The following is a 25,288-nucleotide window of genomic DNA, read 5'->3' as shown; positions in this document are numbered from 1 at the left end:
ACTGGATTCCTTGCGGGATTCCGCGTGCCGGCGCCATCCATTGCAGTGGTGACATGGGGCGCCGACCCAACCTCTTTAGCCGCATTTATAGTGGCAACCCGGACCTTGGTCCCGTGGCTGCCGCGCGCCCGCAAGCCAGTCATCAAATCGGCGCGACCGGGCAATTATAGAGCAATCGGCCCGGCATGTTGATTTCACCCCAGCAACACCCTCAGATGCGCGTCGGCATGGTCCGACGGCGACTTGCGGAAGCCGCTCTTGGCATAGCGGTGCCACTGCCCCTGCACCGCCGCCATGATCAGCGCCGCGCGCGCCGGGATATCGGCGTCCGCGGGAAACGCGCCCTGCGTCACCGCCATCTTCAGGCACTGGCGCAGCGACGCCTCGATGCGGTCCACCACCTGGTTGATGCGCTCCTGCAGCCGTTCGTGCTCGCCCACCAGCGCCTCGCCGGTCAGCACGCGCGTCATGCCCGGGTTCTTCTCGGCAAACGACAGCAGCATGCGCACGATCATTTGGGCCTGGCGCAGGCCGTGCTCTTCCTTGTCGACGATCTGGTTGATCAGGCCGAACACGGTCTGCTCGATAAAGCCGATCAGGCCTTCGTACATCTGCGCCTTGCTGGCGAAGTGGCGGTACAGCGCCGCCTCGGACACGCTCAGCCGCGCCGCCAGCGCGGCGGTGGTGATTTTTTCCCCGCGCGGGTGCTCCAGCATGGTGGCCAGTGTCTGCAGGATCTGGATGCGGCGCTCGCCCGGGCGCGGGCGCTTGCGCGCCGGTGTGGCCGGCGCCGCCGCTGTGTCGATATCGTCGGCGCTCCCTGCAATGACCGCCTCCGGCTGGTCCCCGTTGCTTTGCGTCATGACCCGAGTCTCCGCATTCGTCGTTGGAGTTGATGCATCGATTGTACTTTTATGTCCACATAGGCCGGGCGATTCGGCACGCGGGCGCGCACGCGCGGCACGTGGTCGGGCTGCGCCTGCGGGGCCGGGGTCTCTGCCGCCACCAGCGTCACCGACTGTTCCTGCGCGGCGTGGCCGACATGGTGCCGGTCCTCCGCCTCCAGCGTCGAGCGTACCGCGGCATCGCGCCGGCTGCCGTCGTCGCGCTCGGCGGGTTTCTCATGCGGGCGCGACGGCGCGATGGTGCGGAGGTAGCCCGTCACCCATGCCGTGCGGATACCGGTGCCGGCATAGCGCTTCAGGTGCGACACGGTATCTTCCACCAGCACCGCGCGATGCGGCGCAATGCCCGTCTGCGCCAGCAGCCGGCGCAGCATGCGGCGGTCCGGCTTGGGCCGCAGGTGGCCGTGCACCCACATCTGCTCGATCGCCACCACGCGCTCGAAGCAATGGCGGATGCCGGCGATATCCAGCACCGCCTGCGCATAGTCCTGCGGCGCGTTGGTGACCAGGATCTTGCGCCCGGGCAGGTGCCGCAGGTGCGCGGCCAGCCCGCGCCGCACGCGCACCATGTCGGCCAGCCGCGGGAATTCATGCGCGGCGCGCAGGAAGTCGGCGGGATCGACGCCATGGTGGCGGATCATGCCGAGCAGCGTGGCGCCGTAGCGCTGCCAGTAATCCACGCGCACGCGGCTGGCGGTGGCCTCGTCGCAGTCGAGCACGCGCGCCACGTAGGCGGTCATCAGCCGGTTGATTGCCGGGAAGATCGCATGCGAGGCGTCGTGCAGCGTGTTGTCGAGATCGAACAGCCAGACCGTGCCGCCCGAGTTGTTGCCGGACGGGCGGCGGCGCAGGCGAGCGCGGACACGGCGCGGAGGAGGAAGACTGGAAGGCACGCCGGGCAACTCGGAGGTGATGGGGTGTTCCGGGGCGGCTGGCCGTGGCCAGCGCCGCCCCGGCAGCTCCGCTCAGTGCGAGCGGATCATGGTGCCGAACGCCTGCTCGGTCAGGATTTCCAGCAGCAGCGAATGCTCGATGCGGCCATCGACGATGTGCACCGAATGCACGCCGCTCTTGGCCGCGTCCAGCGCCGAGGAGATCTTCGGCAGCATGCCGCCCGAGATGGTGCCGTCGGCGAACAGCTCTTCGATCTCGCGCGCGGTCAGGTCGGTCAGCAGGTTGCCCTTCTTGTCCATCACGCCGGGGATGTTGGTCATCATCACCAGCTTCTCGGCCTTGAGGATCTCGGCCATCTTGCCGGCGACCACGTCGGCGTTGATGTTGTAGGCCTGGCCGTCGTCGGAGAAGCCGATCGGCGAGATCACCGGGATAAAGGCGTCGTCCTGCAGCGCCTTGACCACCGCCGGGTTGATCGCCTCGATATCGCCCACGTAGCCGATATCGATGAAGGCGCCCGGGTTCTCGCGATCCGGCATCTGCAGGCGCTTGGCGCGGATCAGGCCGCCGTCCTTGCCGGTCAGGCCCACGGCCTGGCCGCCGTACTGGTTGATCAGCATCACGATGTCCTGCTGGACTTCGCCGCCCAGCACCCACTCGACCACTTCCATGGTCTCTTCGTCGGTGACGCGCATGCCCTGCACGAAGGTGCCGACCTTGCCGACCTTCTTCAGCGCCTCATCGATCTGCGGACCGCCGCCGTGCACCACCACCGGATTCATGCCGACCAGCTTCAGCAGGATCACGTCGCGCGCGAAGCCGTGCTTGAGCTTCTCTTCGGTCATGGCATTGCCGCCATACTTCACCACGATGGTCTTGCCGTGGAACTTGCGGATATACGGCAGCGCCTCGGCGAGGATCTCGGCTTTCAGCGCGGGGGCAATGGCGGCCACCGTCGTTGCGGCAGGCCCGGGGTTGTCGGCGTTCATGGGGGACATCCGTGAGATTCAACAGGTATGATGGCTAATCGATGGCGTACCCGGGGGAAAACCAACGGGGATCGCCCGAAAGTGCGCCATCCGGCCACGGCAGGCGCCGATTTTACAAGAAACCGCGCGAGGCGCGAGCCTGCTGCTCGCAGGGGCCGGCGCAAGCCGCCAGCAAGCGCCCCACGGGGCACCAGAGGGCGCGCCGGCGTTCCGTCCACGCAACAGCGCACGCCACAGCGCGATGCCACCTGAGCCGTTTGGCCCGTACCCGGCGCTGCGGTTCCCCGTATCGACCACCATGCCCGACGCCCACCGCGCCGCACCTGCCGCCGCCACGCCAACGCCGCGGAGCCGCCGATGAGCGACGCCCGCACCGTCCTCACCGGCCAGCTCCGTCCGGTCGAGCATTGCAGCCGCTGCGGCGCCGGCTTCGTCTGCGGCTATGCGGCCGGCCTGCCGGAGTGCTGGTGCGCCAGCCAGCCGCTGCTGCCGGCGCGGCAGCTCGTGCCCGGGCAGCACTGCCTGTGCCCTGCTTGCCTGGCGGCGCGCCGCGGCGACGCTCAGGCGCCGGATTCGGCCGCCGGCTGACTTGCCGATGCCGCTGGCCTGGCGGGCGCACTGCCCCACTGCATCACCATCATCCCCATGACGATCAGCAAGGCACCCGCCAGCCGCGCCGGCGTCAGCGCGCGCATGGCAAACCCGGCCAGCCCGAACTGGTCCACCAGCAGCGCGGCCAGCACCTGCCCCGCCACCACCGCGGCGATAAACCCCGCGGCGCCGAGCTTCGGCGCCATTGTCAGCGCCGCGGAGATGTAGAACACCCCCAGCACCCCGCCGATCCAGACCCAGCCCGGCGCGCGTACCAGCAGCGACGGCGCCGGCAGTGGCACCCGCAGCAGCCACAACACCGGCAGCAGCGCCGCCAGGCTGACCAGCAAGGACACCAGCGTGGCCGACAGCGGATGGCCCAGCGTGCGCCCCAGCGCGGCGTTGGCACCGGCCTGGAAGGGGATCACGGCGCCGGCCAGCACCGCGGTGGCGAGTGGCAGCAATAGCGGCAGCAACAACGGCGCTGACAGCGAAAATGGGAACTGAGTGCCTGACATGGCGCGCTCCGTAAGGCAATAATGCGATGCCTGCCAGTGTGGAATGTCGCCAAGCGAATTGCCAATTCTGCTTTCGCACGTTTAATATTCGCCGAATGAATAGCCTACGCGGAATCGACCTGAACCTGCTGGTGGTGCTTGAAGCACTGCTGGCCGAGCGCCATATCTCCCGCGCCGCGCTGCGGCTGCATCTGAGCCAGCCGGCAGTCAGCCACGCGCTCGGGCGCCTGCGGCAATTGCTCGACGATCCCATCCTGGTGCGCGGCAAGGGCGGCCTGGTGCTGAGCGCGCGCGCACATGAACTGGCCGGCCCGCTGGCCGAGGCGCTGGCCCAGGTGCGCATCCTGCTGGGACCGAGCGGCTTCCAGCCCGCCACCACGCGCCGCACCTTCCGGCTGGCGATGTCCGACTACGGCGCGCTGGTGGTGCTGCCGCGGCTGCTGCGCGCGGTGCGCAAGGCCGCGCCCAATATCGACCTGGTGGTGTCGCAGGCCAGCCGCGAAGGCATGACCGCGCAGGTGGCCGACGGCGAAATCGACATGGCGCTGGGCGTGTTCAGCTACCAGCCCGAAGGCGTCAAATCCGCCGAGCTGTTCCGCGAGAGCTATGCCTGCGCGGTGGATGCGGCGACCGTGCGCGATACCGGCCGGCTCGACCAGGTGGCGTATCTCGCGCGCTCGCACGTGCTGGTGGCCACGCACAGCGAACGGATGGATGCGATCGACGCGGCCGTGGCCAAGCTCGGCGGGCGCCGCAAGATCGCCTGCGTGGTGCCGCACTGGAGCGTGGCGCCGGCGCTGATCGCCGGGACCAACCTGGTGCTGACCACGGCGCGGCGCAGCCTGGCCGCACTGGAGGGCGACCCGCGCTACGCCGTGTTCACGCCGCCGTTTGCGCTGGACGACTTCACCTTCAGCATGATCTGGCACGAGCGCACCGATGCCGATCCGGCGCACGCGTGGCTGCGCGAACGCGTGCTGGCGGCGGCGGCCAGTCAGGAATCGGAAGAGCCGATCAGCTTGCGCGGATGACGGCGGGTGGCGGGCTTGCCGCCGGCGGGCGCCGGCGGCTGTGGCCTGGCGTCACGGCGCTGAACCGGGCCGGCGGGTGGCCGGGTGGCACGCGTGTCCCCGCAAAAAACCAGCTTCTGGCGGGTGCCGTGTTGCTTGTTGGCCATGGTTGAGAGGAGGAGCGGCCCGGCTTCGACGGGCCTGTCAGCACGAGGATCAGTGCTTGTGCTCGCCGTGGCCCGCATGGCCACCGGCGGCAGCAGGCACCATGTCGCGCACTTCGGCCGTGACCTTCTGCTCGGTCACCTTGCCGCCCTGCTCGATCTTCAGGGTCAGGGGCACGGTGTCGCCCTTCTTGAGCTGCTGCTTCAGGTCCACCAGCATCACGTGGTAGCCGCCCGGCTTGAGCTCAACGTTCTGCATCCTGGGCAGGTCCAGCGACTTGACCTGGCGCATCCGCATCACATTGCCTTCCATCTTCATCTCGTGCAGCTCGGCCGTGCCGACCGGCGACGATACGCCAACCAGCTTCGCGTTGTCGTGCGCGTGCAGCACCATGAAGGCGCCCGATGCGGTCTGGGTCGGCACCGTGCCGCGCACCCACGCATTGCTGACATCGACCTGGGCCAGCGCGGCCCCCGACGCCAGCATGGCGCCGAGCGCGGCGAACGATGCGGCCACCGTGGCCGCGCGGATCTTGGCTTGCATGAAAGGCTCTCCTGAAAGCAGACATTAGACCATGCCGATGCCTGGCCGTGCGCGTGCTCGGCAAGGGGGGACGCCGGCGCGGCATACAGCCGGCTAGTCTGGCAGGCGCCGCCGCGCGCCGCCAATGCGGCAAGGTGTCGCACGCGCCGGTGCCCTCGCGGCCGCATTGATACACTCGCGCCATGACCCGCCCCACCGTCGTGCCCCGCCTGCCCGATATCCCCTTCCTGACGCCCTTGCCGGCCGGCTCCTCCGCCCGCCACGGCCAGGTGACGCTGCGCCGGCTGTTCTGGCTGCGCTGGGCGCTGCTGTCCGGCGAGGCGCTGACGCTGCTGATCTGCGATCCCATCGCCGGCATCCGGCTGCCGTACGGTCCGCTGCTGGTGGTGTTCGGGCTGCAGGCGCTGTTCAACCTGCTGACCGGCCTGCGCCTGCGCCAGCACACGCGGCGTAACAGCGCCCCCCGCGAGGCCGAGCTGATGGGCCAGCTGCTGGTGGACCTGACCGCACTGTCGGCGATCCTGTTCTACACCGGCGGGGCCACCAACCCCTTCGTGTCGTTCTACCTGCCCGGGCTGGCCATCGCCGCGGCGATCCTGCCGTGGCGGCAGGTGATCGCGCTGGCGGTGTACGCGCTCGCCTGCTACACCGTGCTGCTGTTCGAATACGTGCCGCTGGACCTGCACAACCCGGACAACGCAGTGAACTACCACCTGGCCGGCATGTGGCTGAATTTTGTCGCCAGCGCGGTGATGATCGCGCTGTTCGTGGCACGGCTGTCGGGCGTGCTGCGCCAGCGCGAGGCGCAGCTCAACCTGGCGCGCGAACAGTTGCTGCGCGAGGCCCGCGTCGAAGACCTGAACGGCCAGGCCGCCGCGGTCGCGCACGAGATCGGCACGCCGCTGGCGACGCTCGCGGTCATTGCCGGCGAGCTGCGCGCCGATGCCTCCGACCCCGGCCGCGGCGCCACCACGATCCACGACTACCTGGCCGACCTGCAGACCATGGAGCAGCAGCTCGCGCTGTGCCGCACCACGCTGGCGCGACTGCGCGAGGATCCCGCCACGCTGGCCCCGCAGCGCATCGACGGCTGGCTGCCGGCCTTTGCCGAGCGCTGGCAGTTGCGCCATCCTGGCGCCGGACTGCAGGCCGGCACTACCCCCGGCGCCGGCGCGCAGGCGGTGGAAACCGCGCGCGTGGGCCAGATCCTGACCATCCTGCTGGACAATGCCGCGCGCAGCCAGCAAACCGCCGGCCGCGGCAACGAACCGCTGCAGTTGCAGATCGCGATGGAGCCCGGCAATACCGCACCGTGGCTGTCGTTCCGCGTCGCCGACCACGGCGACGGCATCCCCGAATCCCTGCGCGGCCAGCTCGGCGAAACCCCGGTAACCAGCCAGCACGGCGGCCAGGGCATCGGCCTGTACCTGGCGCAGAGCGCCGCCCGCCAGATGGGCGGCGAGCTGGCCTGGCACGACCGCCCCGGCGGCGGCACCGTGGCCGAACTGCGCCTGCCCGCGCTGGCCGCGCTGGCGACGTTTGCCGCGCGCACCGCCAATCCCGAACCACAGCCATGACCGACACCAACCATCCCGTACCCGAAGCCACCGCACCGGCGGGCACGCCTTTCCTGGTCATCGACGACGATGAAGTCTTCGCCGGCACGCTGGCGCGCGCGCTGACCCGCCGCGGCTACGCGGTGCAGGTGGCGCACGACGGCCGCACCGCGCTGGCGCTGGCCGCGCGCACCGCCTTCGCCTACGTCACGCTCGACCTGCACCTGGAGCCGCCGCCCGAGGCCGGCAGCACCGCGCCGGCTGAATCCGGCCTGCAACTGGTGTCGCCACTGCGCCAGGCGCTGCCCGACGCGCGCATCCTGATCCTGACCGGCTACGCCAGCATTGCCACGGCGGTCGCGGCGGTCAAGCAGGGGGCGGACGAGTACCTGGCCAAGCCGGCCAATGTCGATTCGATCCTGACCGCGCTGATGGCGGGGGTGTCAGAGGATGCGGCGCAGGCTGCGATGGAAGAGCCGGTGCCGCTGTCGGTGGCGCGGCTGGAGTGGGAGCATATCCAGCGCGTGCTGGCCGAGCATGGCGGCAATATCTCGGCCACCGCGCGGGCGCTGAACATGCATCGGCGCACCTTGCAGCGCAAGCTGGGGAAGCGGCCGGTGTCGCGGTAAAAGACGAGGGCCCGCGGTTTTCTCCCCACCCCTCTCCCGCAGGCGTCGCAGGCGGGAGAGGGGAGCGTTCACCGGGGATGGCGGCTGCAGTGCAGATGACTACTGCGCAGGCATCACAGTTGTCGCAACTCTGAAAGCGTTACAGCCGCAACTGGACATAGTCCCAGTCCAGCCCATCGGCACTGTCCTGCGGCGTGCTGCTTTTCGCGACGATGCGCATGGCATCGCCGGCATGCCGGTCGGCCAGGTTGAACAGGCCGCCGGCATCCAGCGCCAGCTTCGCTGCCGCGGCGGTGGCCGCGCCACGCGCGCCCGATTGCGTGGCTGCGGCGGCGGCTTCGGCGGCGGGTGCGGCGGGACGGATGCAAAGAAAGGCCGTGGCGGCGGCCAGTGCGGCCAGCAGGCCTGCGGTGGCGAGCACCACGCGGCGGGTCTTGTATTGGACCATTCGATTTCTCCTGCCAGTGAGTTGAGTGGGATGCGGTGGCTCCCGCACCGGTCAATCGACCGTCAAGGTGACGAAGGGTCGCATTGACGCGCCCTGGCGCGCCAGCGTGCTTACCAATGCTTACGCTCCTTACCGGGATGTGCCAGGCGGATACGTACGGACGCAAAAAGGGCGCACCGTGGTGCGCCCTTTTTTGCATGAAAGTCGCCTTACAACACGTACCGCGACAAATCCTCATTCCCCGCCAGATCGCCCAGCCGCTCTTCCACATAAGCCGCATCGATCGTCACGGTCTCGCCCGACGACTTGGTGGCGTGAAACGACAGATCCTCCAGCAAGCGCTCCATCACCGTGTAAAGCCGGCGCGCACCGATGTTCTCCACCTTCTCATTGACCGAGAACGCGATCTCCGCCAGCCGGCGGATGCCATCCGGCGCAAACACCAGGCTGACCTCTTCCGTGTTGAGCAGCGCCTGATACTGCTTGGTCAGGCTCGCGTCGGTCTGCGTCAGGATCGCCTCGAAGTCCTGCACCGACAGCGAGTCCAGCTCCACGCGGATCGGGAAGCGGCCCTGCAGTTCGGGGATCAGGTCGCTCGGCTTGGACAGGTGGAACGCTCCCGAGGCAATGAACAGGATATGGTCCGTCTTGATCATGCCGTACTTGGTGCTCACCGTGGTGCCTTCCACCAGGGGCAGCAGGTCGCGCTGCACGCCCTGGCGCGACACCTCGCCGCCGCCGATATCGCTGCGGCTGGCGATCTTGTCGATCTCGTCCAGGAACACGATGCCGTTCTGCTCGACATTGGTGATGGCCTTGTGCTTGAGCTCGTCGTCATTGACAAGCTTGGCGGCCTCTTCGTCGATCAGCAGCTTGAAGGCTTCCTTGACCTTCATCTTGCGGCGCGCCTTCTTGCCCTGGCCCAGGCCGGCGAACATCGAGCGGATCTGCTCGGTCATGTCTTCCATGCCCGGCGGGCCCATGATGTCCATGCTGGGCATGCCCGCGGCCAGTTCCAGCTCGATTTCCTTGTCGTCGAGCTGGCCTTCGCGCAACTTCTTGCGGAACACCTGGCGCGTGTTGGAATCCTTCTCTTCCGGCTGCGTAAAGCCGATATCGCGCGGCGGCGGCAGCAGCACGTCGAGCAGGCGGTCCTCGGCCGCATCCTCGGCCTTGGCGCGCACCTTCTTCATCTCGGATTCGCGCGTCTGCTTGATCGCCATCTCGGCCAGGTCGCGCACGATGGTATCGACGTCGCGGCCGACGTAGCCCACCTCGGTGAACTTGGTCGCTTCGATCTTGATGAAAGGCGCGTCGGCCAGCTTGGCCAGGCGGCGCGCGATCTCGGTCTTGCCGACGCCGGTCGGTCCGATCATCAGGATGTTCTTGGGAGTGATTTCCTGGCGCAGGGGCTCGGCCACCTGCTGGCGGCGCCAGCGGTTGCGCAGCGCCACGGCCACGGCCTTCTTGGCCTTGTTCTGGCCGATGATGTGCTTGTCGAGTTCGGAAACGATTTCCGACGGGGTCATGGTGTGCGACATGGTATCCGTTCAGTAGGGGCGCGGTGGGGCGAGAAGGGGCGCGGGCCGGCCTTCGCTTATTCCAGCGTCTCGATGACGAAGTTGGTGTTGGTGTAGATGCAGAGCTCGCCGGCGATGGTCAGCGCTTTCTCGACCACGTCCTTGGGCGGCAGTTCGGTGTTTTCCACCAGCGCCTTGGCGGCCGACTGCGCATACGCGCCGCCCGAGCCGATCGCGGCGATGCCACCCTCGGGGTCGAGCACGTCGCCGTTGCCGGTGATGACCAGCGTGGTGTCGCGGTCGGCGGTGATCAGCATGGCTTCCAGCCGGCGCAGCGCACGGTCCGAGCGCCAGTCCTTGGCGAGGTCGACCGCGGCGCGCGTGAGGTTGCCCTGGTACTTCTCCAGCTTGGCCTCGAAGCGGTCCAGCAGCGAGAAGGCGTCGGCGGTGCTGCCGGCAAACCCGACCAGCACCTTGCCGTTGTAGATGCGGCGCACCTTGCGAGCGGTGCCCTTCATCACGATATTGCCGAGAGTGACCTGACCATCACCGCCAAGTGCGACCTGATTGCCGCGGCGAACGCTGACGATGGTAGTGCCGTGATACTGTTCCATGGTGGCTTCCGTGAATATGTCAGGACCGTACTTGGCGACGCCCCCGGCCGGTTTCAAGGCCCTCGCGTGCGCCGGGCGCGGTCTGACCAATATAGGATGCCTGCCGCCACGTTGCCCGGCGCCGCGCCCAGACAAAAAGGGCCCTGCGTTGCCGCATGGCCCTTGTCCGCAACGCGCGGAGCCACCGGCCCGCGCGCTTCGCGCATCACTCCTGCATCACTCCACGAGATCAGTCCGCATACACGCCGGCCTTCTTGATCACCGGGGTCCACTTGTTGATCTCGGCGCTCAGGTGGGTGCGCAGCGAATCCGGCGTGGCGCGCTGTGCCGGCGCGGCTTCGGCGCCCAGCTCGGCCATCTTGGAGCGGAAGGTCGGGTCGGCCACGGCCTTCTGCAGCGCAGCCGACAGCTTGTCGATCACCGGCTTGGGCGTGCCCTTGGGCGCGTACATGGCGTGCCAGACCTTCACTTCCACGCCCGGCAGGCCTTGCTCGGCCGCCGTCGGGATATCCTTGAACGCTTCCACGCGGCGTGCCTGCATGGCCGCGTACGGCTTGACCGAGTTGGCCTTCAGATGGCCTGCGAGATTGGTGGTCTGGTCGCACAGCAGGTTGACCTGGCCGCCCAGGATATCGGTCAGTGCGGGCGCGGCGCCCTTGTAGGGCACGGTGGTCAGCTCGGTCTGGATCGCGCTCTGGAACAGCAGGCCGCACAGGTGTGAGGCCGAGCCGATGCCGGCATTGGCCAGCGTCAGCTTGCTGGCGTTGGCCTTGAGGTACGGCATCAGGTCCTTGAAGCTGTTCGGCGGCAGCGACTTGTTGCCGACCAGGATCATCGGCACGTCGGCGATTTCGCCGACCATCTCGAAGTCCTTGAGCGGATCGAAGCCCAGGTTGCGGTACAGCGCCGGGGCCGTGGCCATGCCGATATGGTGGATCAGCAGGGTGTGGCCGTCGTTCTTGGCCTGTGCCACCTTTTTGGCGCCGATGGTGCCGCCGGCGCCGCCGAGGTTCTCGATGATCATGGTCGCGCCCAGATGCTTGGACATGATCGCGGTCAGCTCGCGCGAGAGCTTGTCGGTCGGACCACCTGCGGCAAACGGCACCACCGCCGACACCGGCTTGCTGCCGGGATATTCCTGGGCATACGCGCCCGACACCACACCCATTGCGCTGACTGCCAGCGCTGCCGCGACCATCTTTGCCACTCGTTTCATGCTCTCTTCTCCTGGTTCCCTTCAATACCCGTCTGCAAGGCGTTGCTGCCGGCCCGGCCCCGGCTGTGGGGGGCCCTGTTTTGCGCTGGCTCTTTGACCGCGCTTTGGCCTGCCGGCAGGCACGCCCCCCGCCCCACGCAGCAGCATGGGCGGGGGGATGATGTTAGCAACCGCAGACAATGTGCAGGTATAGGGGCTAACCCGCCTGCAACGCGGGATATATACCGGGATACGGCGAAGATATGGGAGATATGCGCGGAAAACGCGTGGTTCGCGCCGGTGCGGGCCCGCTAGCGGAAGAAGCCGAGCATTTCCTCCAGCAGCGGCTCGGGGGCTTCCTCGGGGATGTAATGTCCGCATGGCAGCGCGCGGCCGCTGGCGTCGGTGGCCACCTCCTGCCACAGCGCCATCGGCTCGAAGCAACGCGCCACCACGCCGTGCTCGCCCCACAGCACGCGCAGCGGCAGGTCCAGCCGGCGCCCGGCCTCGCGGTCGGCGCGGTCGTGTTCCAGGTCGATGGTGGCGGCGGCGCGGTAGTCCTCGCACATCGCATGCACGCGCGCGGGGTCGCGCATCGCGGCCACGTAGGCGGCCATGGCATCGGGCGCGAACGGGCTGGGACCGGGCTGGCGCAGCCCCACCAGCTTCTGCAGGTAGAACTCGGGCTCGGCGTTGATCAGCGTTTCCGGGAACGGCGCGGGCTGGATCAGGAAAAACCAGTGCCAGTAGGCCGCGGCAAAGGCCATGCTGGTGCGCTCGTACATCGCCAGCGTGGGCGCGATGTCGAGCAGCATGGCGCGGCTGACCGCTTCCGGATGGTCCGCGCACAGCCGGTGCGCCACGCGCGCGCCGCGGTCATGCCCGCACAGCGCGAAGCGCTGGAAGCCGAACGCCGCCATCAGGTCAACCTGGTCCTGCGCCATGGTGCGCTTGCTGTAGCGCTCGTGCCCCGGGTTGCCCGCGGGGGCCGAGCTGCTGCCGTAGCCGCGCAGGTCGGTGGCGATCACGGTGAAGTGGTCGGCCAGCGCGGGCGCCACGCGATGCCAGATCAGGTGGCTCTGCGGATGGCCGTGCAACAGCAGCAACGGCGGTCCTGAACCGCCCTGCACGCCGGCGATCTCCACCTCGCCGAGCTGGCGCCGGAAGGGTTCGAAGTTGGGGAACAGCAGCGCGCTGGCGTCGTTCAGCATGGGGGGTCTCCGCTTGGTCTGCTTGGTTTTCGAGGGCGTCTTTGTGCCGATCATAGGCGCAAACAGCACCTTCGGCATGACGGGCCCGGGTGGCGCCGGCAATACAAGGCCACCGCCGTGGAAGACGGCGTTGACGCAACTGAATTGCATCAACCGTGCCCCTATGGTTAAATCGCCCCATGACCCGTCCCAGCCCGGACCGGCCGGCCGCTGCGCCGGAACCGGCGATACTTGAAGCCGCCCACGAACGCCTGCGCCAGCTCGGCGCGCGCGTGACGCAGCCGCGGCTGTGCATCCTGGCCTGCCTGATCGGCAGCGACGAAGCGCTGACGCACCAGGCCGTGATCGACCGCCTGCCCGAGCAGGGCGAGACCGTCGACCGCGTCACCGTCTACCGCGTGCTGGACTGGCTGGTGGACCAGGGCGTCGCGCAGAAGCGCGCCGGCAACGACCGCGTATTCCGCTTCAGCCTGATCGAGCGCGAGGCTGCGCGCGCGCAGGAGCACCGCCAGCACAGCCATTTCCACTGCACGCGCTGCGACCGCACCTTCTGCCTGGACGCCAGCGCGCCCGCACAGCCGGCCGTGCCGCGCGTGCCCAGCGGCTTTGCCATCGAACATGTCGAACTGACCGTGAACGGCGTCTGCGCCGAATGCGGCAAGCGCGCGCCCGCCGGCCAGCATTGAACGGCCTTCTCAAATTCCCGGAGAACAACAAATGTCCAAACTGATCCCGGTCACGATCCTGACCGGCTTCCTCGGCAGCGGCAAGACCACCCTGCTCAAGCGCATCCTGAACGAGCAGCACGGCATGAAGATCGCCGTCATCGAGAACGAGTTCGGCGAGGAGAACATCGACAACGAGATCCTCGTGCAGGACGGCCGCGAGCAGATCGTGCAGATGAGCAACGGCTGCATCTGCTGCACCATCCGCGGCGACCTGGTGCAGGCGCTGTCCGGGCTGCTGACGCGCCGCGACGCCGGCGAGATCGACTTCGACCGCGTGGTGATCGAGACCACCGGCGTGGCCAACCCGGGCCCGGTGGCGCAGACCTTCTTCATGGACGAGGAGATCGCCTCGCGCTACCTGCTCGACGCGGTGATCACGCTGGTCGACGCCAAGCACGCGCATATGCAGCTCGACAAGCAGGAAGAGGCGCAGCGCCAGGTGGGCTTTGCCGACGCCCTGTTCATCACCAAGTCCGACCTGGTGAGCAAGGAGGACGTGGCCGAACTGCGCCACCGGCTGGTGCATATGAACCCGCGCGCGCCGATCCGCCTGGTCAACTTCGGCGAGGCGCCGCTCGACACCATCTTCGACCTGCGCGGCTTCAACCTGAACGCCAAGCTGGAGCTCGACCCGGAATTCCTGCGCGAGGACGACCATGACCACGCGCACGACCACGACCACGAGCACGGCGAGCACTGCGGCACCGACTGCGGCCACGATCACGATCACGATCACGATCACGATCACGATCACGGCCATGGGCACGGGCACGGGCACAACCACCACCATCACCACCACCATGCCGACCGCATCGCGTCGTTCGTCTTCCGCAGCGACAAGCCGTTCCACTACGGCAAGCTGGAGGAATTCCTGTCGGGGATCCTGGCGGTGTACGGCGAAAAACTGCTGCGCTACAAGGGCGTACTATATATGGATGGTGTGGACCGCAAAGTGGTGTTCCAGGGGGTCCACCAGCTGATGGGCAGCGATATCGGCGCCAAGTGGGAAGACGAGACGCCCGGCACCCGTATGGTGTTCATCGGCGTGGACCTGCCTCGCGATGCCATTCTCAAGGGCCTGGAGAACTGCCTGGCCTGAGTGAGCCTGCCGCCCCTCGGGCGGCACCCTCCCAGACACCGCCCCGCGGCCGCCCCCCGTTCGGGGTACCGGGGAAATACCAAGTGCTGGCTGGCTTTCCCCCGTATCTCGGAAAAATTTGTTCAAGTACAATAGGCCGGATTTGATACCGGTGGCGCACCTTTTTTCCGCTGCCGGTATTTGGTCCACGGAATTGGTGGACCGAAGGGCGGCGGTTGTCGTCAGCATGAGGCAGGCCGCCGGCAGGTGCGGTCGCAGTGCTTCGTGCGGAGACCGCCTTTCCGCTTGGGGTACCCGGCGCGCGCCGTCACTGACTGACGCGAGAGAGAGGTGTCCCCATGACAGCCGCAACGAAGACCAAAGAAAGCCGCAGCAAGACTGGTACTGCAGCGGCAGAGACGCTCAAGGCGCAGCCTGTGAAGGCCGCGCCCGCTCCCCGCGGCAGTACGGCGAACGCCGAAGCGGGCGCAACGAAGGGAGGCCCGCGAAGCAGCAAGACTGCAGCCAGCCAGAGTGAAACAACCGAGGCGCGCAAGCGCGCGGACAGCGCACCCGAGCGGCCCCAGACGCCGCCGGCCGCATCAACAAGAGAATCAGCAGCAACCATGAGCAGCAACAAACTTCTGACTGAAGCTGAAATCCTGAAGATGAGCGACAAGGATTACATGAACGAAGCGCAGCTCGCCTTCTTCAAGCATCGCCTGGAGCAGCTGCGCGACGAAATCCTGAAGAACGCTGACCAGACCACGGAACACCTGCGCGAAACGGTCATCGTGCCGGATCCGGCCGACCGCGCCACCATCGAGGAAGAGCATGCGCTGGAACTGCGCACGCGCGACCGCGAGCGCAAGCTGCTGAAGAAGGTCGAGCAGTCGCTGCAGCGCATTGAGTCCGGCGACTACGGCTGGTGCGAGGAAACCGGCGAGCCGATCGGCGTGCCGCGCCTGCTGGCCCGGCCCACCGCCACGCTGTCGCTGGAAGCGCAGCAGCGCCGCGAACTGCGCCAGAAGCTGTTCGGCGACTGATGCTGGACGCCTGAGCCAGTGCGCCGGCACTGCCGGTGCGCCAGGCGCAACATGACGGCCCGGGGATCCGGGCCGTTTGTGTTTCTCCGCACGGCGATACCGGCGCCGGGCAGCGGCCGGTGCTTTGTCTCGCGGTCACCACGGCACTACCATAGTCAGAATCCTCTGGCTGTCGCCGGCCCGGCCTTTCTGGTAAATTCGCAACCTTGTTGCAACAACGGGCGCCACACCGGCCCGGTTCTGTTGCTTGCCGGTAATTTCCTCCCCTTCCGCCCATGGCTGATCGCCTGCCTGTGACTGTGCTGTCCGGTTTTCCCGGCGCCGGCAAGACCACGCTGCTGAACCACCTGCTCGCGCAAGGCGCGGGCGGTCGCGTGGCCGTGCTGGTTTGCGGTGAGCAAGGCGGGCAGACCCTGGCGCCACTGCCTGCCGGCTGCGAGGCCACCGTGCTGCCGTCGGGCGAAGACCTGCTTGCCGAAGCCGCGCGGCTTGCCGCCGAAGGCCGCTTCGATGCGCTGCTGGTGGAAGCCGATGGGCTGGACGACCCGCTCGCCATCGCCGAAGGCTTCCTGTTCGAGGCCGAGCACGGCGCCGGCCCGGACGCCGCGCCGCAGCCCGACACGTTGGTGACTGTCGTGGATGCCGCCAGCTTCCTGCGCGACCTCAACGAGGCCGAGTTCCTGGCCGACCGCGGACTGTCGCAAGCGGAAGACGACGACCGTACCGTCGCCGAACTGCTGGTCGCGCAGGTGGAGTTCTGCGACGTCATCGTGCTGAACAAGGCCGACCTGGCCGGCGCCGCGGAACTGCCGCGGCTGCGCGCGGTGCTGCACGCACTCAACCCGCGCGCCGACATCGTCGAGGCCGTCTACGGGAAGGTGCCGCCGCAGCGTGTGCAGGACACCGGCCGCTTCGACTTCGAAGCCAACGCCGACGCCCCCGGCTGGCTCGCCGCGCTGCGCGGCGAGGCGCCGGCTGCCGACACCACCAGCGGCGTGTCGACGCTGGTCTACCGGCAACGCCGCCCGTTCCACCCGCAACGCTTTGCCGACCTGATCCATACCGAGTGGCTGCGCGAGCACGGCAGCGTGCTGCGATCCAGGGGCCTGTTCTGGCTGGCCAGCCGCATGGACACCGCCGGCGACTGGAACCAGGCCGGCGGCGTCTGCCGCCACGGCGGCGCCGGCGCCTGGTGGGCCGCGCTGGATCCGGCCGAATGGCCGGCCGATGCCGCCGAGCGCGCCGAGATCGAAGCCGACATGCGCGTCGACGGCGCCCCGGCGCGGTTCGGCGACCGCCGCCAGGAACTGGTGCTGACCGGCCTGGACCTGGACCATGCCGCGCTGCAAGATCGTCTCGATGCCTGCCTGCTGAGCGACGCCGAGATGGCGGCGGGCGTGGACGCGTGGGCGGCTTATCCGGACCCCTTCCCCGCCTGGGTCGACGACTTCGATGACGACCATGGCCACGATCATGGCCACAGCCATGGCGATGACTGCGGCTGCGGCCATCCCGACCACCACCACGGCCATGCGCACTGACTGGTTCAGCCGCCTGCGCGCGCACGGCCCGGGCCTGTGGTCCGCGCTGTGGCTGGCGCTGTGCCTGCTGCTGGCGCAGCATGCCGGGCTGAGCCACCGCATCGTGCACGGCGGCCTGCTGCTGTCTGCCAGCGCGACCACTGCCACGGTGGCTGCGGCTGACGCCGACCAGCACCCGCTGGCGCCAACATTCACCGGCCACTCGTGCGTGCTGTTCGACGGCGCCACCGTGGCCGATTCCGTTTGCGGCAAGCTGCCGCTGCCCGACCTCGCCTTCGGCAAACCGGTCAAGCCGGCCAACCTGGCCTGGCGCTGGCCCGACCTGCCCGCGGCCCACCCCTTCCACTCGCGCGCGCCACCGGCGCCGGCCATCGCCCTTTCCCTCGCTTGATCGGGACGCGGGACGCGGCGCTCGCCGCGCACCCGGCCCATGAGTTTCCGAGCTGTACGCCTGCCGTTTCCGGCTGCGCGGCCCTGCCCATTGCGGGCGGGCCGGCGCCGGGCGGCTGCCGTGCCAGCCGGCCCGATTGCCACTGCCTCACTCCGCGCGCCATGTCCAACCGCTCACACTCACAAACCAGCGCACCGCGCCTGACCCCGCTGGCGGCCCTTGCCGCTTCGCTGTTCGCCACCATGGCGACTGCCTTCGTCGCGCCTGCCGCGCTGGCGCAAACCGCCACCCCGCCCGCCGCTGCCGACACGGCACCCGCCACGCCTGCCACGCCTGCCACCGTCGCCGCTCCCGCTGCCGGCACGCTGCGCGAAGTCGTGGTCACCGCCAACCCGCTCGGCAGCGACCTCAACGACATGGTGGCGCCGGTGTCGACGCTGGGCGGCGACTCGCTGGCCGTGCGCCAGAACAGCACGCTGGGCGAAACCCTCGACAAGCTGCCCGGGGTGTCGTCCACCAATTTCGGCCCCAACGCCAACCGCCCGGTCATCCGCGGCCTGGACGGCGACCGCATCAAGGTGCTGCAGAACGGCGGCAGCACGGTCGATGCCTCCACGCTGTCGTATGACCACGCGGTGCCGGTGGACCCGCTGGTGGCCGAGCGCATCGAGGTCGTGCGCGGCCCGGCGGCGCTGATGTACGGCGGCAACGCCATCGGCGGCGTGGTCAACGTGATCGACAACCGCATCCCCAAGGAGCCGATCGAAGGCGTCGGCGGCGCGGTCGACGCCAGCGGCACCATCGGCGGCGACCAGGCGCGCAATGCCAGCGCGCTGATCGAGGCCGGCAACGGCAAGTTCGCGGTGCACGCCGACGCCTTCGCGCGCAAGACCAGCGACCTGCGCATCCCTGGCTTCGCCCGCAGCGACCGCCTGCGCGCCGCCGAGCCGCTGCCCGACGGCGAGAGCGAGCCCCACGGCCGCTTGCCCAACACCAGCGCCGACCAGCAAGGCGGCTCGCTGGGCGGCTCCTATACCTGGGCCGACGGCTTCGTGGGCGCCAACTACAGCGCCTACCGCAACGAGTACGGCACGCCCGCCGAGGACGACGTGCGGCTGAAGATGAAGCAGGACCGCTTCGCGCTGGAAGGCGAGGCGCGCAACCTGGCCGGCAACACCGGCGGCTGGATCGAATCGGTCAAGGGCAAGTTCAGCTACACCGACTACGAGCACAAGGAAATCGAGGGCGGCGAGACCGGCACCATCTTCAAGAACCGCGGCTGGGATGCGCGGCTGGAAGCCAGGCACGCCAGGATCGGCAACATGACCGGCGTGCTCGGCACGCAGTTCGGCCATACCGATTTCTCGGCGCTGGGCGAAGAGGCCTTTGTGCCGAGCACCACTACCGACAACGCCGCGCTGTTCGTGTTCGAGGAACTGCCGCTGACCGCGTCCGGCGACCTCAAGCTGAACCTGGGCGGACGGCTGGACCACAGCAGCATCAAGGCCAGCGCCAACGGCAACGACCGTTTTGCCGACGCCAACCGCAGCTTCAACGCCACCAGCGCGTCGGCGGGGCTGCTGTACAAGGTCAACCCGCTGTGGTCGCTGACCAGCAACCTGTCGTACACCGAGCGCGCGCCGACCTTCTACGAGCTGTATGCCAACGGCCCGCACGTCGCCACCGGTTCGTGGGAGATGGGCGATCCCAACGCCAACAAGGAGCGCGCCACCTCGATCGACCTGGGCGTGCGCTTCAAGTCGGGGGCGCACAGCGCGAGCGTGTCGGGCTACTACAGCCGCTTCGCCAACTACCTGGCGCTGACCAATACCGGCCGTGCGCGTGACGAGGCGGGCGATGTGGTCGCTCCCGGCAGCCCGGATTCGCTGCCGGAATTCCAGTACCTGGGCGTGCCGGCCACGCTGTACGGCTTCGAGGCCGAAGGCAAGGCGCGGCTGTGGCAGAAGATGCTGACCGCCAGCGACACGCTCGACTTCGAGGCGCGCGCCGACTACGTCCGCGGCGAAAACCGCGACACCGGCGAGCCGCTGCCGCGGCTGGCGCCGCTGCGCCTGGGCGGCGGGCTGGTGTATGGCGCGGGCCCGTGGGGTGCGCGCGTGGATGTCACGTACGTAGCCAGGCAGACGCGCGTGCCGGCCAACGACACGCCGACCGACGCCTATACGCTGCTGAGCCTGGCGCTGACGTACAAGTTCAAGACGGCGAAGACGCAGACGCTGGTGTACCTGCGTGGCGACAACCTGACCAACCAGGATGCGCGCAATGCGACCTCGATCCTGCGGGATATTGCACCGTTGGCCGGGCGGAGTGTGAAGGTGGGGTTCAGGACGACGTTCTGAGGTGATGTCGGCATAGCAGCGGACGGTACTTCGTTGCTATGCCCGCCCTCTCCCCCGCCCCTCCCCCGCCCCTCTCCCGCAGGCGGGAGAGGGGCCGGGGGAGAGGGCAGGCGCATCCATACCGCGGCGCGCTCAATCCCGATTCACCACCCGCTCCCCTTCCACCGCCAGCGCCCCCACCCCCGCCAGCGCGCGCACCGTCTGCGCACAAATTTCCGCCATCGTCTGCGACGGCATAAACCGCTCGCGGATGCGCACCATCAGCGGCGCCGCCTCCATCCACGCCACCAGCTCGCCCAACGCCATGCGTTGCTGCTCCAGCAGCTTGAACTTCACCAGCACCTTGACCGCATGGCTGGCATTGCGCGCAGGATCGGCACGCAGATAACCAAGCCGCCCCTTGGCGCGTTCGACCGCGGCGGCCACCTCGGTAAACATCCGCCCGTGCCCCGGAATCACCAGCCGCACATCAAGCTGCGCGATCCGCTCCAGCACCGCCGCCTGCTCGGCAAATCCGCTCTCGCCGTCGAGCTCGGGAAAGATCACCCCAAACCCGTTCTCCCACAACGCATCCCCTGAAATCAGGATGCGCGGCAGCGGCGCGAACAGCATCACCGCATGCGGATCGTGCCCCGGCGCGGCCACCACCTGCCAGTCGATGCCGCCGAGACGCAGCGTATCGCCATCGTGCAGCACGCTGTCGAAGCGAAAGCGCTCGCACTGCTGCCCGGTCGCCTTATAGGTGAGCGCATCGGTATCCCATGCCGCCACCGCATCGGCCTCCGCGGCGGGGATCGCGGTATGCGGCTGCCAGCGCGCCTGCAGCGCGGCATTGCCGCCGCAGTGGTCGGAGTGCAGATGCGTGTTGACGATGCGCGCCAGCGGCCGGCCCTGCAGCGCGGCCTCCACCAGCGCCACCGTCTGCGGCGCGTGGGTGAGGTAGCCGGTGTCGACCAGCACCGTGTCATCGCCATCGGCAAACAGGATATTGTTGGCCGACAGCCAGCCGCGCTCGAACACGCGCATGGTCGCCGGCAACTGCGGCACGGATGCTTCGCTCAAGGGGATGTCTCCTCGCCTGCCAGCCATGCGGCTCGCCGCGGCAGCTGCGCCCAGATGCGGCGCTTGTCTTCGTCGCTGGCGGACGACCAGCCGGCGATCTCGTCGATGGTGCGCAGGCAGCCCTCGCAGTAGCCGCTGGCCGCGTCCATGCGGCACACGTTGCGGCAGGGCGAAGGCACCGGCGACGCCAGCCGCGCCGCCTCGGCCCGGACCGCGAGTTCCGCGGCGGATACGGCGGGCACGCGTGCGTCAGGCATGCCGCTGCTGGCGCGCAACCTTGGCCGCCACCTTCTCGTTGAAGCGGCCGGCGTCGATCAGGTGGCGCTCATGGACGCCTTCGGAGATCTTGTCCTCGCCGTCCCACGCGCTCAGCTGGAAGCGCAAACGGCGGCCGTCCACTTCCACCAGCTCGCCTTTCACTGTCACCGTCATGCCCGGCGGCGTCGGCGCCAGGTGCGAAAAGCTGACCAGCGTGCCAAGCGACTGCTCGCGCGGCCAGTCCAGGTGCTCGCGCAGCATCTGCAGGCAGGCGCATTCCATGATGCCGACCATATAGCCGGTGGCCAGCACGTCGGGCATTTCCACGCAGCCGGGGATATCGTCGTAGAGCCGCGGCACGGTGGCCTTGGGCGGCACCGTGTACTGCCAGCTGAAAGTCCGCCCGGGGCGCAGGTCGGGACTCATGCCACGGAGCCTGCCGCCACGTCGGCCACGTCGGCGCCGGTCATCTGCTGGAGCTGGTGCGGCGTCAGGTTGAACACCGCATGCGGATGGCCCGCCGCGGCCCACAGGCTGTCATAGCGGAACAGGTCCTGGTCCAGCAGCATCACCGGTGCCACCGCATGGCCGATCGGGCAGACCCCGCCGATGGCATAGCCGGTCTTCTCGCGCACGAAGCGCGCATCGGCCTTGCCCAGCGCACCGACGCGCGCGGCCACCTTGGCTTCGTCGACGCGGTTGCTGCCGCTGGCGATCACCAGCACCGGCGCATCGTCGGCCACGCGCCGGAAGATGATCGACTTGGCGATCTCGGCCACCCTGCAGCCCAGCCCCGCGGCCGCCTCGGCGGAGGTCTTGCCGGTGGCGGGCAGCATCACCACCGGCCGGTCGTGGCCGAGTTCGGCCAGCAGGTCCGCCACGCGCTGCGCGGACTCGGGCAGCGCTTCGTCATTCGCCGTCATGCGTTCTTTCTCCTTGTTATGCGGCCCGCGCTCAGACGCAGGCGGGCGCCGCATCGCTGGCGGCGGCCCATTTGGTCAGCAGCGCGCGGCCCACGCGCGAGCTGTTGGCGCGGCCGATCGCCTGCGAGATATAGTCGCCGGTGCGCACCACCGCTTCCAGGTCGATGCCGGTGTGGAGGCCCATGCCGTGCAGCATGTACAGCACGTCCTCGGTGGCCACGTTGCCGGTCGCGCCCTTGGCATAGGGGCAGCCGCCCAGCCCCGCCACCGACGCGTGGAAGATCGAGATGCCCACTTCCAGGCTGGCGAGGATGTTGGACAGCGCCTGCCCGTAGGTATCGTGGAAATGGCCCGACAGCCGGTCGGCCGCAAACTCGGCCGCCGCGGCGCGCATCACTTCCTGCACGCGGCCAGGGGTACCGACGCCGATGGTGTCGGCAATATCGATCTCGTCGCAGCCTAGCTCGCGCATGCGCCGCACCACGTCGACCACCGCATGCACCGGCACTTCGCCCTGGTACGGGCACCCCAGCGCGCACGAGATGCTGGCGCGCAGCCGCACGCCCTTTTCCTTCGCCGCCGCGGCCACCGGTTCGAAGCGCGCGATCGACTCGGCGATCGAGCAGTTGATGTTCTTCTGCGAGAACGCCTCGCTGGCGGCGCCGAAGATCACCACCTCATCGGCGCCGGCCGCGATCGCGCCCTCGAAGCCCTTCATGTTGGGCGTCAGCGCGGAATACAGCGTGCCCGGACGGCGCTGGATGCGCGCCATCACCTCGGCACCATCGGCCATCTGCGGCACCCACTTGGGCGATACGAACGAAGCGGCCTCGATATTGACGAAGCCCGCATCGGTAAGCTGGTTGATCAGCGCGACCTTGACGTCGGTCGGCACCATCGCCTTTTCGTTCTGCAAGCCGTCGCGGGGACCGACTTCAACGATCTTCACGTAGTTCGGGATGGTCATGACTGTCTCCTTTCCGTTGTTCGATATGTTCGTGCACTCAGTAGCCGCGCCCCACGTCGACCACGCCCGCGATCGGCTGGCCCGCGCGCATTGCGCGAATCTTGCCGGCGATCTGGGCGATGCTGTCCTCGCGCAGCGTCAGCGCCGAGATATGCGGCGTGATGGTGATGCGCGGCTCCTGCCAGAACGGGTGCTCCGCGGGGAGCGGCTCGGTGCGGAATACGTCGAGCGTGGCGCCGGCGACCTGCCCCGACTGCACCGCCGCCAGCAGGTCTTCCTCAACGAGGTGCGGGCCGCGCGCCACGTTGATCACATAAGCGCCTTGCGCCAGCCGTGCGAACAGGCCTGCGTTGAGGATGTTCTCGGTTTCCGGTGTCAGCGGCAGCACATTGACCAGCACGCGCAGCCCGTCGAGGAACGGCGCCTGGCCGGCATCGCCATAGAAACCGCTGACGCCTTCGATCGCGCGCGCGGTGCGGCTCCAGCCGCGCACCGGGAAGCCAAAGCCCGCCAGCGTGCGCGCGATGTGCGTGCCCAGCGTGCCCACGCCCATCACGCCGATGGTGAACTCGGCGCGGCGATGCGGCTTGAGGAACTTCCAGTTGCCGGCGCGCTGCTGCGCTTCATAGGCATCGAGCTTGCGGAAATAGCGCAGCACCGCGTGGGTGACGTACTCGGCCATCTGCGCGGCCATGCCGGCATCGTCCAGGCGCACGATCGGCACGCCGGCGGGCAAGGCCTCCGGGTCCTGGTCGCGCAGCCGCAGGATGCCGTCGACCCCGGCCCCCAGGTTGAACACCGCCTTCAGGTCGGTACGGCCTTTCAGCATCTCCACCGGCGGGCGCCAGACCACGGCGTAGTCGGCGGGTTCGCCACGGCTGTCTTCCCAGGTCACGCACTGGGCTTCAGGGAGTGCTTCGGCGAAGCCTGCGATCCACGGATCGTAGCGGCCGTCGGGGACGTACAACTGCAACTTCATTTTGTCTCCAGGGGGATTCTGGTCGTGGGGTAATAGAGTATTTTGGCAGAGTAATGCGGTTGGCGTTCGCGGTGCCCAACCGCCGTGGCCGGCGCGGGACCGCCGTGGGGCGGGCCCCGCCCCACGGCCCGGCTTACTTCCCTTCGAACGCCAGCAGTTGGGCCCCTTCGGCCACCTGCTCGCCCACGCCATACAGCACTTCGCTGACCACGCCATCGGCCGGCGCACTGATGGTGTGCTCCATCTTCATCGCTTCCATCACCAGCAGCGGCGCGCCGCGCGTGACGGTGCTGCCGGGCTCGACCATCACCGCGATGACCTTGCCCGGCATCGGCGCGGTGAGCTTGCCGCCCTCGCTTTCGGTTTCACCGGCGTGCGCGAGCGGATCGATCCAGGTCAGGCTGACATGGCGCCCGGCATTGAACACATGGAAGGCCTCGCCATCGATATGCACCTGCCCGTGCGCGCGGCGCGTGCCGAGGTCGACGAGGATATCGCCGGCCTGGCAAGTACAGGTGAACGGCGCGGCCTGGTCGGCGTAGATCAGCGTGCTGCCGCGCTCATTGATGTGCAGCGTCACGTCGAGCACCTGCTCGCCGTAGCCGAAGCGCAACTGGCGCGTCGCGCCACCGTTCAGCCGCCACGCGCCGGCGTGGGTCCATGGCGAATGCTGGTCAGCGGCATCGATGCGGCGCTCGCGATTCTCGAGGTCGAACAGCGCCGCCACCGCCAGCGCAATGATCTCCAGACCGACCGGCGCCGGCTGCGGAAACAGGATCTTCTCGTTGCGCTCGATCAGGCCGGTATCGAGATCGGCGGTGCGGAACGCTTCGGACGACACCAGCCGCTGCAGGAAGGCAACGTTGGTCGACAGCCCCACCACGTGATACGACGCCAGCGCCTGGCGCATCCGTGCCAGCGCTTCGTCGCGGTCCTTGCCCCAGACGATCAGCTTGGCGATCATCGGGTCGTAGAACGGGCTGATGCTGTCGCCTTCGCGCACACCGGCGTCGATGCGGATGCCGGCCGGGCCGTGCATATCGCCGCCGCGCATGAATTGCACCGCCGGTGGCGTGCGCAGGAAGCGCAGCGTGCCGGTGGACGGCAGGAACTGCTTGTCGGGATTCTCGGCGTAGATGCGCGCTTCCAGCGCATGGCCGTCGATGC

General features: G+C 68.5%; 27 protein-coding genes. 10 read left to right on the top strand and 17 right to left on the bottom strand.

Annotation, left to right across the window (positions count from 1 at the left end; translation table 11 throughout):
* Positions 1-194: 194 nt before the first annotated feature.
* From slmA to argB, 3 genes are all read right to left on the bottom strand, one after another.
* Positions 195-863 (bottom strand): nucleoid occlusion factor SlmA, encoded by a 669-nt coding sequence (slmA, locus tag AB1I47_RS22295; protein WP_354685890.1) that lies wholly within the window; start codon positions 861-863, stop codon positions 195-197.
* Positions 860-1,798, bottom strand: coding sequence for a pyrimidine 5'-nucleotidase (locus tag AB1I47_RS22290; RefSeq protein WP_354685889.1), 939 nt, complete (start codon positions 1,796-1,798; stop codon positions 860-862). The genes slmA and AB1I47_RS22290 overlap by 4 nt, the downstream gene beginning before the upstream one ends.
* Positions 1,799-1,870: 72 nt before the next feature.
* The gene (gene argB / locus AB1I47_RS22285) at positions 1,871-2,788 is read right to left on the bottom strand and encodes an acetylglutamate kinase (RefSeq protein WP_080745243.1); all 918 of its coding nucleotides are present in this window, start codon (positions 2,786-2,788) and stop codon (positions 1,871-1,873) included.
* Between the two features lie 357 nt (positions 2,789-3,145).
* Here argB and AB1I47_RS22280 point away from each other — a divergent pair, with 357 nt between their 5' ends.
* Entirely contained in the window at positions 3,146-3,376 is a 231-nt protein-coding gene (locus tag AB1I47_RS22280; RefSeq protein WP_354685888.1) for a cysteine-rich CWC family protein, read from the top strand.
* Here the strand turns inward: AB1I47_RS22280 and AB1I47_RS22275 are convergent.
* The gene (locus AB1I47_RS22275; protein ID WP_354685887.1) at positions 3,349-3,897 is read right to left on the bottom strand and encodes a DMT family transporter; all 549 of its coding nucleotides are present in this window, start codon (positions 3,895-3,897) and stop codon (positions 3,349-3,351) included. The two genes, AB1I47_RS22280 and AB1I47_RS22275, sit on opposite strands and share 28 nt — an antisense overlap.
* Before the next feature lie 95 nt (positions 3,898-3,992).
* Here AB1I47_RS22275 and AB1I47_RS22270 point away from each other — a divergent pair, with 95 nt between their 5' ends.
* Positions 3,993-4,928, top strand: coding sequence for a LysR family transcriptional regulator (locus AB1I47_RS22270; RefSeq protein WP_354685886.1), 936 nt, complete (start codon positions 3,993-3,995; stop codon positions 4,926-4,928).
* Positions 4,929-5,123: 195 nt separating this feature from the next.
* Here the strand turns inward: AB1I47_RS22270 and AB1I47_RS22265 are convergent, their stop codons facing one another.
* Positions 5,124-5,615: a copper chaperone PCu(A)C gene (locus AB1I47_RS22265; RefSeq protein ID WP_354685885.1), complete on the bottom strand. Its 492-nt coding sequence runs from the start codon at positions 5,613-5,615 to the stop codon at positions 5,124-5,126.
* Between the two features lie 182 nt (positions 5,616-5,797).
* Between AB1I47_RS22265 and AB1I47_RS22260 the strand changes: the two genes are divergently transcribed.
* Positions 5,798-7,192, top strand: a complete 1,395-nt coding sequence (locus AB1I47_RS22260) for an ATP-binding protein (protein WP_354685884.1) — start codon at positions 5,798-5,800, stop codon at positions 7,190-7,192.
* Positions 7,189-7,800, top strand: coding sequence for a response regulator transcription factor (locus tag AB1I47_RS22255; RefSeq protein WP_354685883.1), 612 nt, complete (start codon positions 7,189-7,191; stop codon positions 7,798-7,800). The genes AB1I47_RS22260 and AB1I47_RS22255 overlap by 4 nt, the downstream gene beginning before the upstream one ends.
* 139 nt (positions 7,801-7,939) lie before the next feature.
* Here AB1I47_RS22255 and AB1I47_RS22250 read toward each other — a convergent pair whose 3' ends face one another.
* The 5 genes from AB1I47_RS22250 to AB1I47_RS22230 form a co-directional block, all read right to left on the bottom strand.
* Complete coding sequence (locus AB1I47_RS22250; protein WP_354685882.1) at positions 7,940-8,248, bottom strand: hypothetical protein; 309 nt, start codon at positions 8,246-8,248, stop codon at positions 7,940-7,942.
* Positions 8,249-8,457: 209 nt separating this feature from the next.
* Positions 8,458-9,789: an ATP-dependent protease ATPase subunit HslU gene (hslU, locus tag AB1I47_RS22245; RefSeq protein WP_354685881.1), complete on the bottom strand. Its 1,332-nt coding sequence runs from the start codon at positions 9,787-9,789 to the stop codon at positions 8,458-8,460.
* 56 nt (positions 9,790-9,845) lie between these two features.
* On the bottom strand, positions 9,846-10,382 hold the full coding sequence (gene hslV / locus AB1I47_RS22240) for an ATP-dependent protease subunit HslV (protein ID WP_022533259.1): 537 nt from the start codon (positions 10,380-10,382) through the stop codon (positions 9,846-9,848).
* A 229-nt stretch (positions 10,383-10,611) separates the two neighbouring features.
* Positions 10,612-11,598 (bottom strand): tripartite tricarboxylate transporter substrate-binding protein, encoded by a 987-nt coding sequence (locus AB1I47_RS22235; RefSeq protein WP_354685880.1) that lies wholly within the window; start codon positions 11,596-11,598, stop codon positions 10,612-10,614.
* A 290-nt stretch (positions 11,599-11,888) separates the two neighbouring features.
* The gene (locus tag AB1I47_RS22230) at positions 11,889-12,788 is read right to left on the bottom strand and encodes an alpha/beta fold hydrolase (protein ID WP_354685879.1); all 900 of its coding nucleotides are present in this window, start codon (positions 12,786-12,788) and stop codon (positions 11,889-11,891) included.
* A 179-nt stretch (positions 12,789-12,967) separates the two neighbouring features.
* Between AB1I47_RS22230 and AB1I47_RS22225 the strand changes: the two genes are divergently transcribed.
* The 6 genes from AB1I47_RS22225 (at position 12,968) to AB1I47_RS22200 (ending at position 19,932) form a co-directional block, all read left to right on the top strand.
* Positions 12,968-13,474, top strand: coding sequence for a Fur family transcriptional regulator (locus AB1I47_RS22225; protein ID WP_354685878.1), 507 nt, complete (start codon positions 12,968-12,970; stop codon positions 13,472-13,474).
* Positions 13,475-13,505: 31 nt separating this feature from the next.
* Complete coding sequence (locus AB1I47_RS22220) at positions 13,506-14,615, top strand: CobW family GTP-binding protein (protein ID WP_354685877.1); 1,110 nt, start codon at positions 13,506-13,508, stop codon at positions 14,613-14,615.
* Positions 14,616-14,953: 338 nt separating this feature from the next.
* A complete protein-coding gene (gene dksA, locus AB1I47_RS22215) occupies positions 14,954-15,640 on the top strand; it encodes an RNA polymerase-binding protein DksA (protein ID WP_354685876.1) in 687 nt (228 codons plus the stop codon).
* A 275-nt stretch (positions 15,641-15,915) separates the two neighbouring features.
* Positions 15,916-17,181, top strand: coding sequence for a GTP-binding protein (locus AB1I47_RS22210; protein ID WP_354685875.1), 1,266 nt, complete (start codon positions 15,916-15,918; stop codon positions 17,179-17,181).
* The gene (locus AB1I47_RS22205) at positions 17,132-17,572 is read left to right on the top strand and encodes a hypothetical protein (protein ID WP_354685918.1); all 441 of its coding nucleotides are present in this window, start codon (positions 17,132-17,134) and stop codon (positions 17,570-17,572) included. Before AB1I47_RS22210 ends, AB1I47_RS22205 begins: the two co-directional genes overlap by 50 nt.
* A 161-nt stretch (positions 17,573-17,733) precedes the next feature.
* Positions 17,734-19,932, top strand: a complete 2,199-nt coding sequence (locus AB1I47_RS22200) for a TonB-dependent receptor (RefSeq protein ID WP_354685874.1) — start codon at positions 17,734-17,736, stop codon at positions 19,930-19,932.
* 132 nt (positions 19,933-20,064) lie between these two features.
* On the opposite strand, the gene AB1I47_RS22195 is transcribed toward AB1I47_RS22200, so the two are convergent.
* The 7 genes from AB1I47_RS22195 to AB1I47_RS22165 all read right to left on the bottom strand — a co-directional run.
* Positions 20,065-21,021, bottom strand: a complete 957-nt coding sequence (locus tag AB1I47_RS22195) for an MBL fold metallo-hydrolase (protein WP_354685873.1) — start codon at positions 21,019-21,021, stop codon at positions 20,065-20,067.
* On the bottom strand, positions 20,991-21,251 hold the full coding sequence (locus AB1I47_RS22190; protein WP_354685872.1) for a DUF1289 domain-containing protein: 261 nt from the start codon (positions 21,249-21,251) through the stop codon (positions 20,991-20,993). Before AB1I47_RS22190 ends, AB1I47_RS22195 begins: the two co-directional genes overlap by 31 nt.
* The gene (locus AB1I47_RS22185; protein WP_354685871.1) at positions 21,244-21,678 is read right to left on the bottom strand and encodes a thioesterase family protein; all 435 of its coding nucleotides are present in this window, start codon (positions 21,676-21,678) and stop codon (positions 21,244-21,246) included. The genes AB1I47_RS22190 and AB1I47_RS22185 overlap by 8 nt, the downstream gene beginning before the upstream one ends.
* Positions 21,675-22,175: a YbaK/EbsC family protein gene (locus AB1I47_RS22180; protein ID WP_354685870.1), complete on the bottom strand. Its 501-nt coding sequence runs from the start codon at positions 22,173-22,175 to the stop codon at positions 21,675-21,677. Before AB1I47_RS22180 ends, AB1I47_RS22185 begins: the two co-directional genes overlap by 4 nt.
* Positions 22,176-22,206: 31 nt before the next feature.
* Entirely contained in the window at positions 22,207-23,142 is a 936-nt protein-coding gene (locus AB1I47_RS22175; RefSeq protein WP_354685869.1) for a hydroxymethylglutaryl-CoA lyase, read from the bottom strand.
* A 37-nt stretch (positions 23,143-23,179) separates the two neighbouring features.
* Positions 23,180-24,121 carry a 2-hydroxyacid dehydrogenase gene (locus AB1I47_RS22170; protein ID WP_354685868.1) on the bottom strand — a complete coding sequence of 314 codons (942 nt, stop codon included), beginning with the start codon at positions 24,119-24,121 and terminating at the stop codon, positions 23,180-23,182.
* 133 nt (positions 24,122-24,254) lie between these two features.
* The coding region (locus tag AB1I47_RS22165) for a biotin/lipoyl-containing protein (protein ID WP_354685867.1) at positions 24,255-25,288 on the bottom strand (1,034 nt) is incomplete at its 5' end.

Source organism: Cupriavidus necator, assembly GCF_040578825.1.
In the GTDB taxonomy this organism is placed as follows: Bacteria; Pseudomonadota; Gammaproteobacteria; order Burkholderiales; family Burkholderiaceae; genus Cupriavidus; species Cupriavidus necator_E.
This window is presented reverse-complemented; position numbering and strand designations above follow the sequence as displayed.

Coding starts and splice junctions, on each gene's coding strand:
- slmA (WP_354685890.1), bottom strand. CDS start 863: ATGACGCAAAGCAACGGGGACCAGCCGGAGGCGGTCATTGCAGGGAGC.
- argB (WP_080745243.1), bottom strand. CDS start 2,788: ATGAACGCCGACAACCCCGGGCCTGCCGCAACGACGGTGGCCGCCATT.
- AB1I47_RS22280 (WP_354685888.1), top strand. CDS start 3,146: ATGAGCGACGCCCGCACCGTCCTCACCGGCCAGCTCCGTCCGGTCGAG.
- AB1I47_RS22275 (WP_354685887.1), bottom strand. CDS start 3,897: ATGTCAGGCACTCAGTTCCCATTTTCGCTGTCAGCGCCGTTGTTGCTG.
- AB1I47_RS22270 (WP_354685886.1), top strand. CDS start 3,993: ATGAATAGCCTACGCGGAATCGACCTGAACCTGCTGGTGGTGCTTGAA.
- AB1I47_RS22265 (WP_354685885.1), bottom strand. CDS start 5,615: ATGCAAGCCAAGATCCGCGCGGCCACGGTGGCCGCATCGTTCGCCGCG.
- AB1I47_RS22260 (WP_354685884.1), top strand. CDS start 5,798: ATGACCCGCCCCACCGTCGTGCCCCGCCTGCCCGATATCCCCTTCCTG.
- AB1I47_RS22255 (WP_354685883.1), top strand. CDS start 7,189: ATGACCGACACCAACCATCCCGTACCCGAAGCCACCGCACCGGCGGGC.
- AB1I47_RS22250 (WP_354685882.1), bottom strand. CDS start 8,248: ATGGTCCAATACAAGACCCGCCGCGTGGTGCTCGCCACCGCAGGCCTG.
- hslU (WP_354685881.1), bottom strand. CDS start 9,789: ATGTCGCACACCATGACCCCGTCGGAAATCGTTTCCGAACTCGACAAG.
- hslV (WP_022533259.1), bottom strand. CDS start 10,382: ATGGAACAGTATCACGGCACTACCATCGTCAGCGTTCGCCGCGGCAAT.
- AB1I47_RS22235 (WP_354685880.1), bottom strand. CDS start 11,598: ATGAAACGAGTGGCAAAGATGGTCGCGGCAGCGCTGGCAGTCAGCGCA.
- AB1I47_RS22230 (WP_354685879.1), bottom strand. CDS start 12,788: ATGCTGAACGACGCCAGCGCGCTGCTGTTCCCCAACTTCGAACCCTTC.
- AB1I47_RS22225 (WP_354685878.1), top strand. CDS start 12,968: ATGACCCGTCCCAGCCCGGACCGGCCGGCCGCTGCGCCGGAACCGGCG.
- AB1I47_RS22220 (WP_354685877.1), top strand. CDS start 13,506: ATGTCCAAACTGATCCCGGTCACGATCCTGACCGGCTTCCTCGGCAGC.
- dksA (WP_354685876.1), top strand. CDS start 14,954: ATGACAGCCGCAACGAAGACCAAAGAAAGCCGCAGCAAGACTGGTACT.
- AB1I47_RS22210 (WP_354685875.1), top strand. CDS start 15,916: ATGGCTGATCGCCTGCCTGTGACTGTGCTGTCCGGTTTTCCCGGCGCC.
- AB1I47_RS22205 (WP_354685918.1), top strand. CDS start 17,132: ATGACTGCGGCTGCGGCCATCCCGACCACCACCACGGCCATGCGCACT.
- AB1I47_RS22200 (WP_354685874.1), top strand. CDS start 17,734: ATGTCCAACCGCTCACACTCACAAACCAGCGCACCGCGCCTGACCCCG.
- AB1I47_RS22195 (WP_354685873.1), bottom strand. CDS start 21,021: ATGGCTGGCAGGCGAGGAGACATCCCCTTGAGCGAAGCATCCGTGCCG.
- AB1I47_RS22190 (WP_354685872.1), bottom strand. CDS start 21,251: ATGCCTGACGCACGCGTGCCCGCCGTATCCGCCGCGGAACTCGCGGTC.
- AB1I47_RS22185 (WP_354685871.1), bottom strand. CDS start 21,678: ATGAGTCCCGACCTGCGCCCCGGGCGGACTTTCAGCTGGCAGTACACG.
- AB1I47_RS22180 (WP_354685870.1), bottom strand. CDS start 22,175: ATGACGGCGAATGACGAAGCGCTGCCCGAGTCCGCGCAGCGCGTGGCG.
- AB1I47_RS22175 (WP_354685869.1), bottom strand. CDS start 23,142: ATGACCATCCCGAACTACGTGAAGATCGTTGAAGTCGGTCCCCGCGAC.
- AB1I47_RS22170 (WP_354685868.1), bottom strand. CDS start 24,121: ATGAAGTTGCAGTTGTACGTCCCCGACGGCCGCTACGATCCGTGGATC.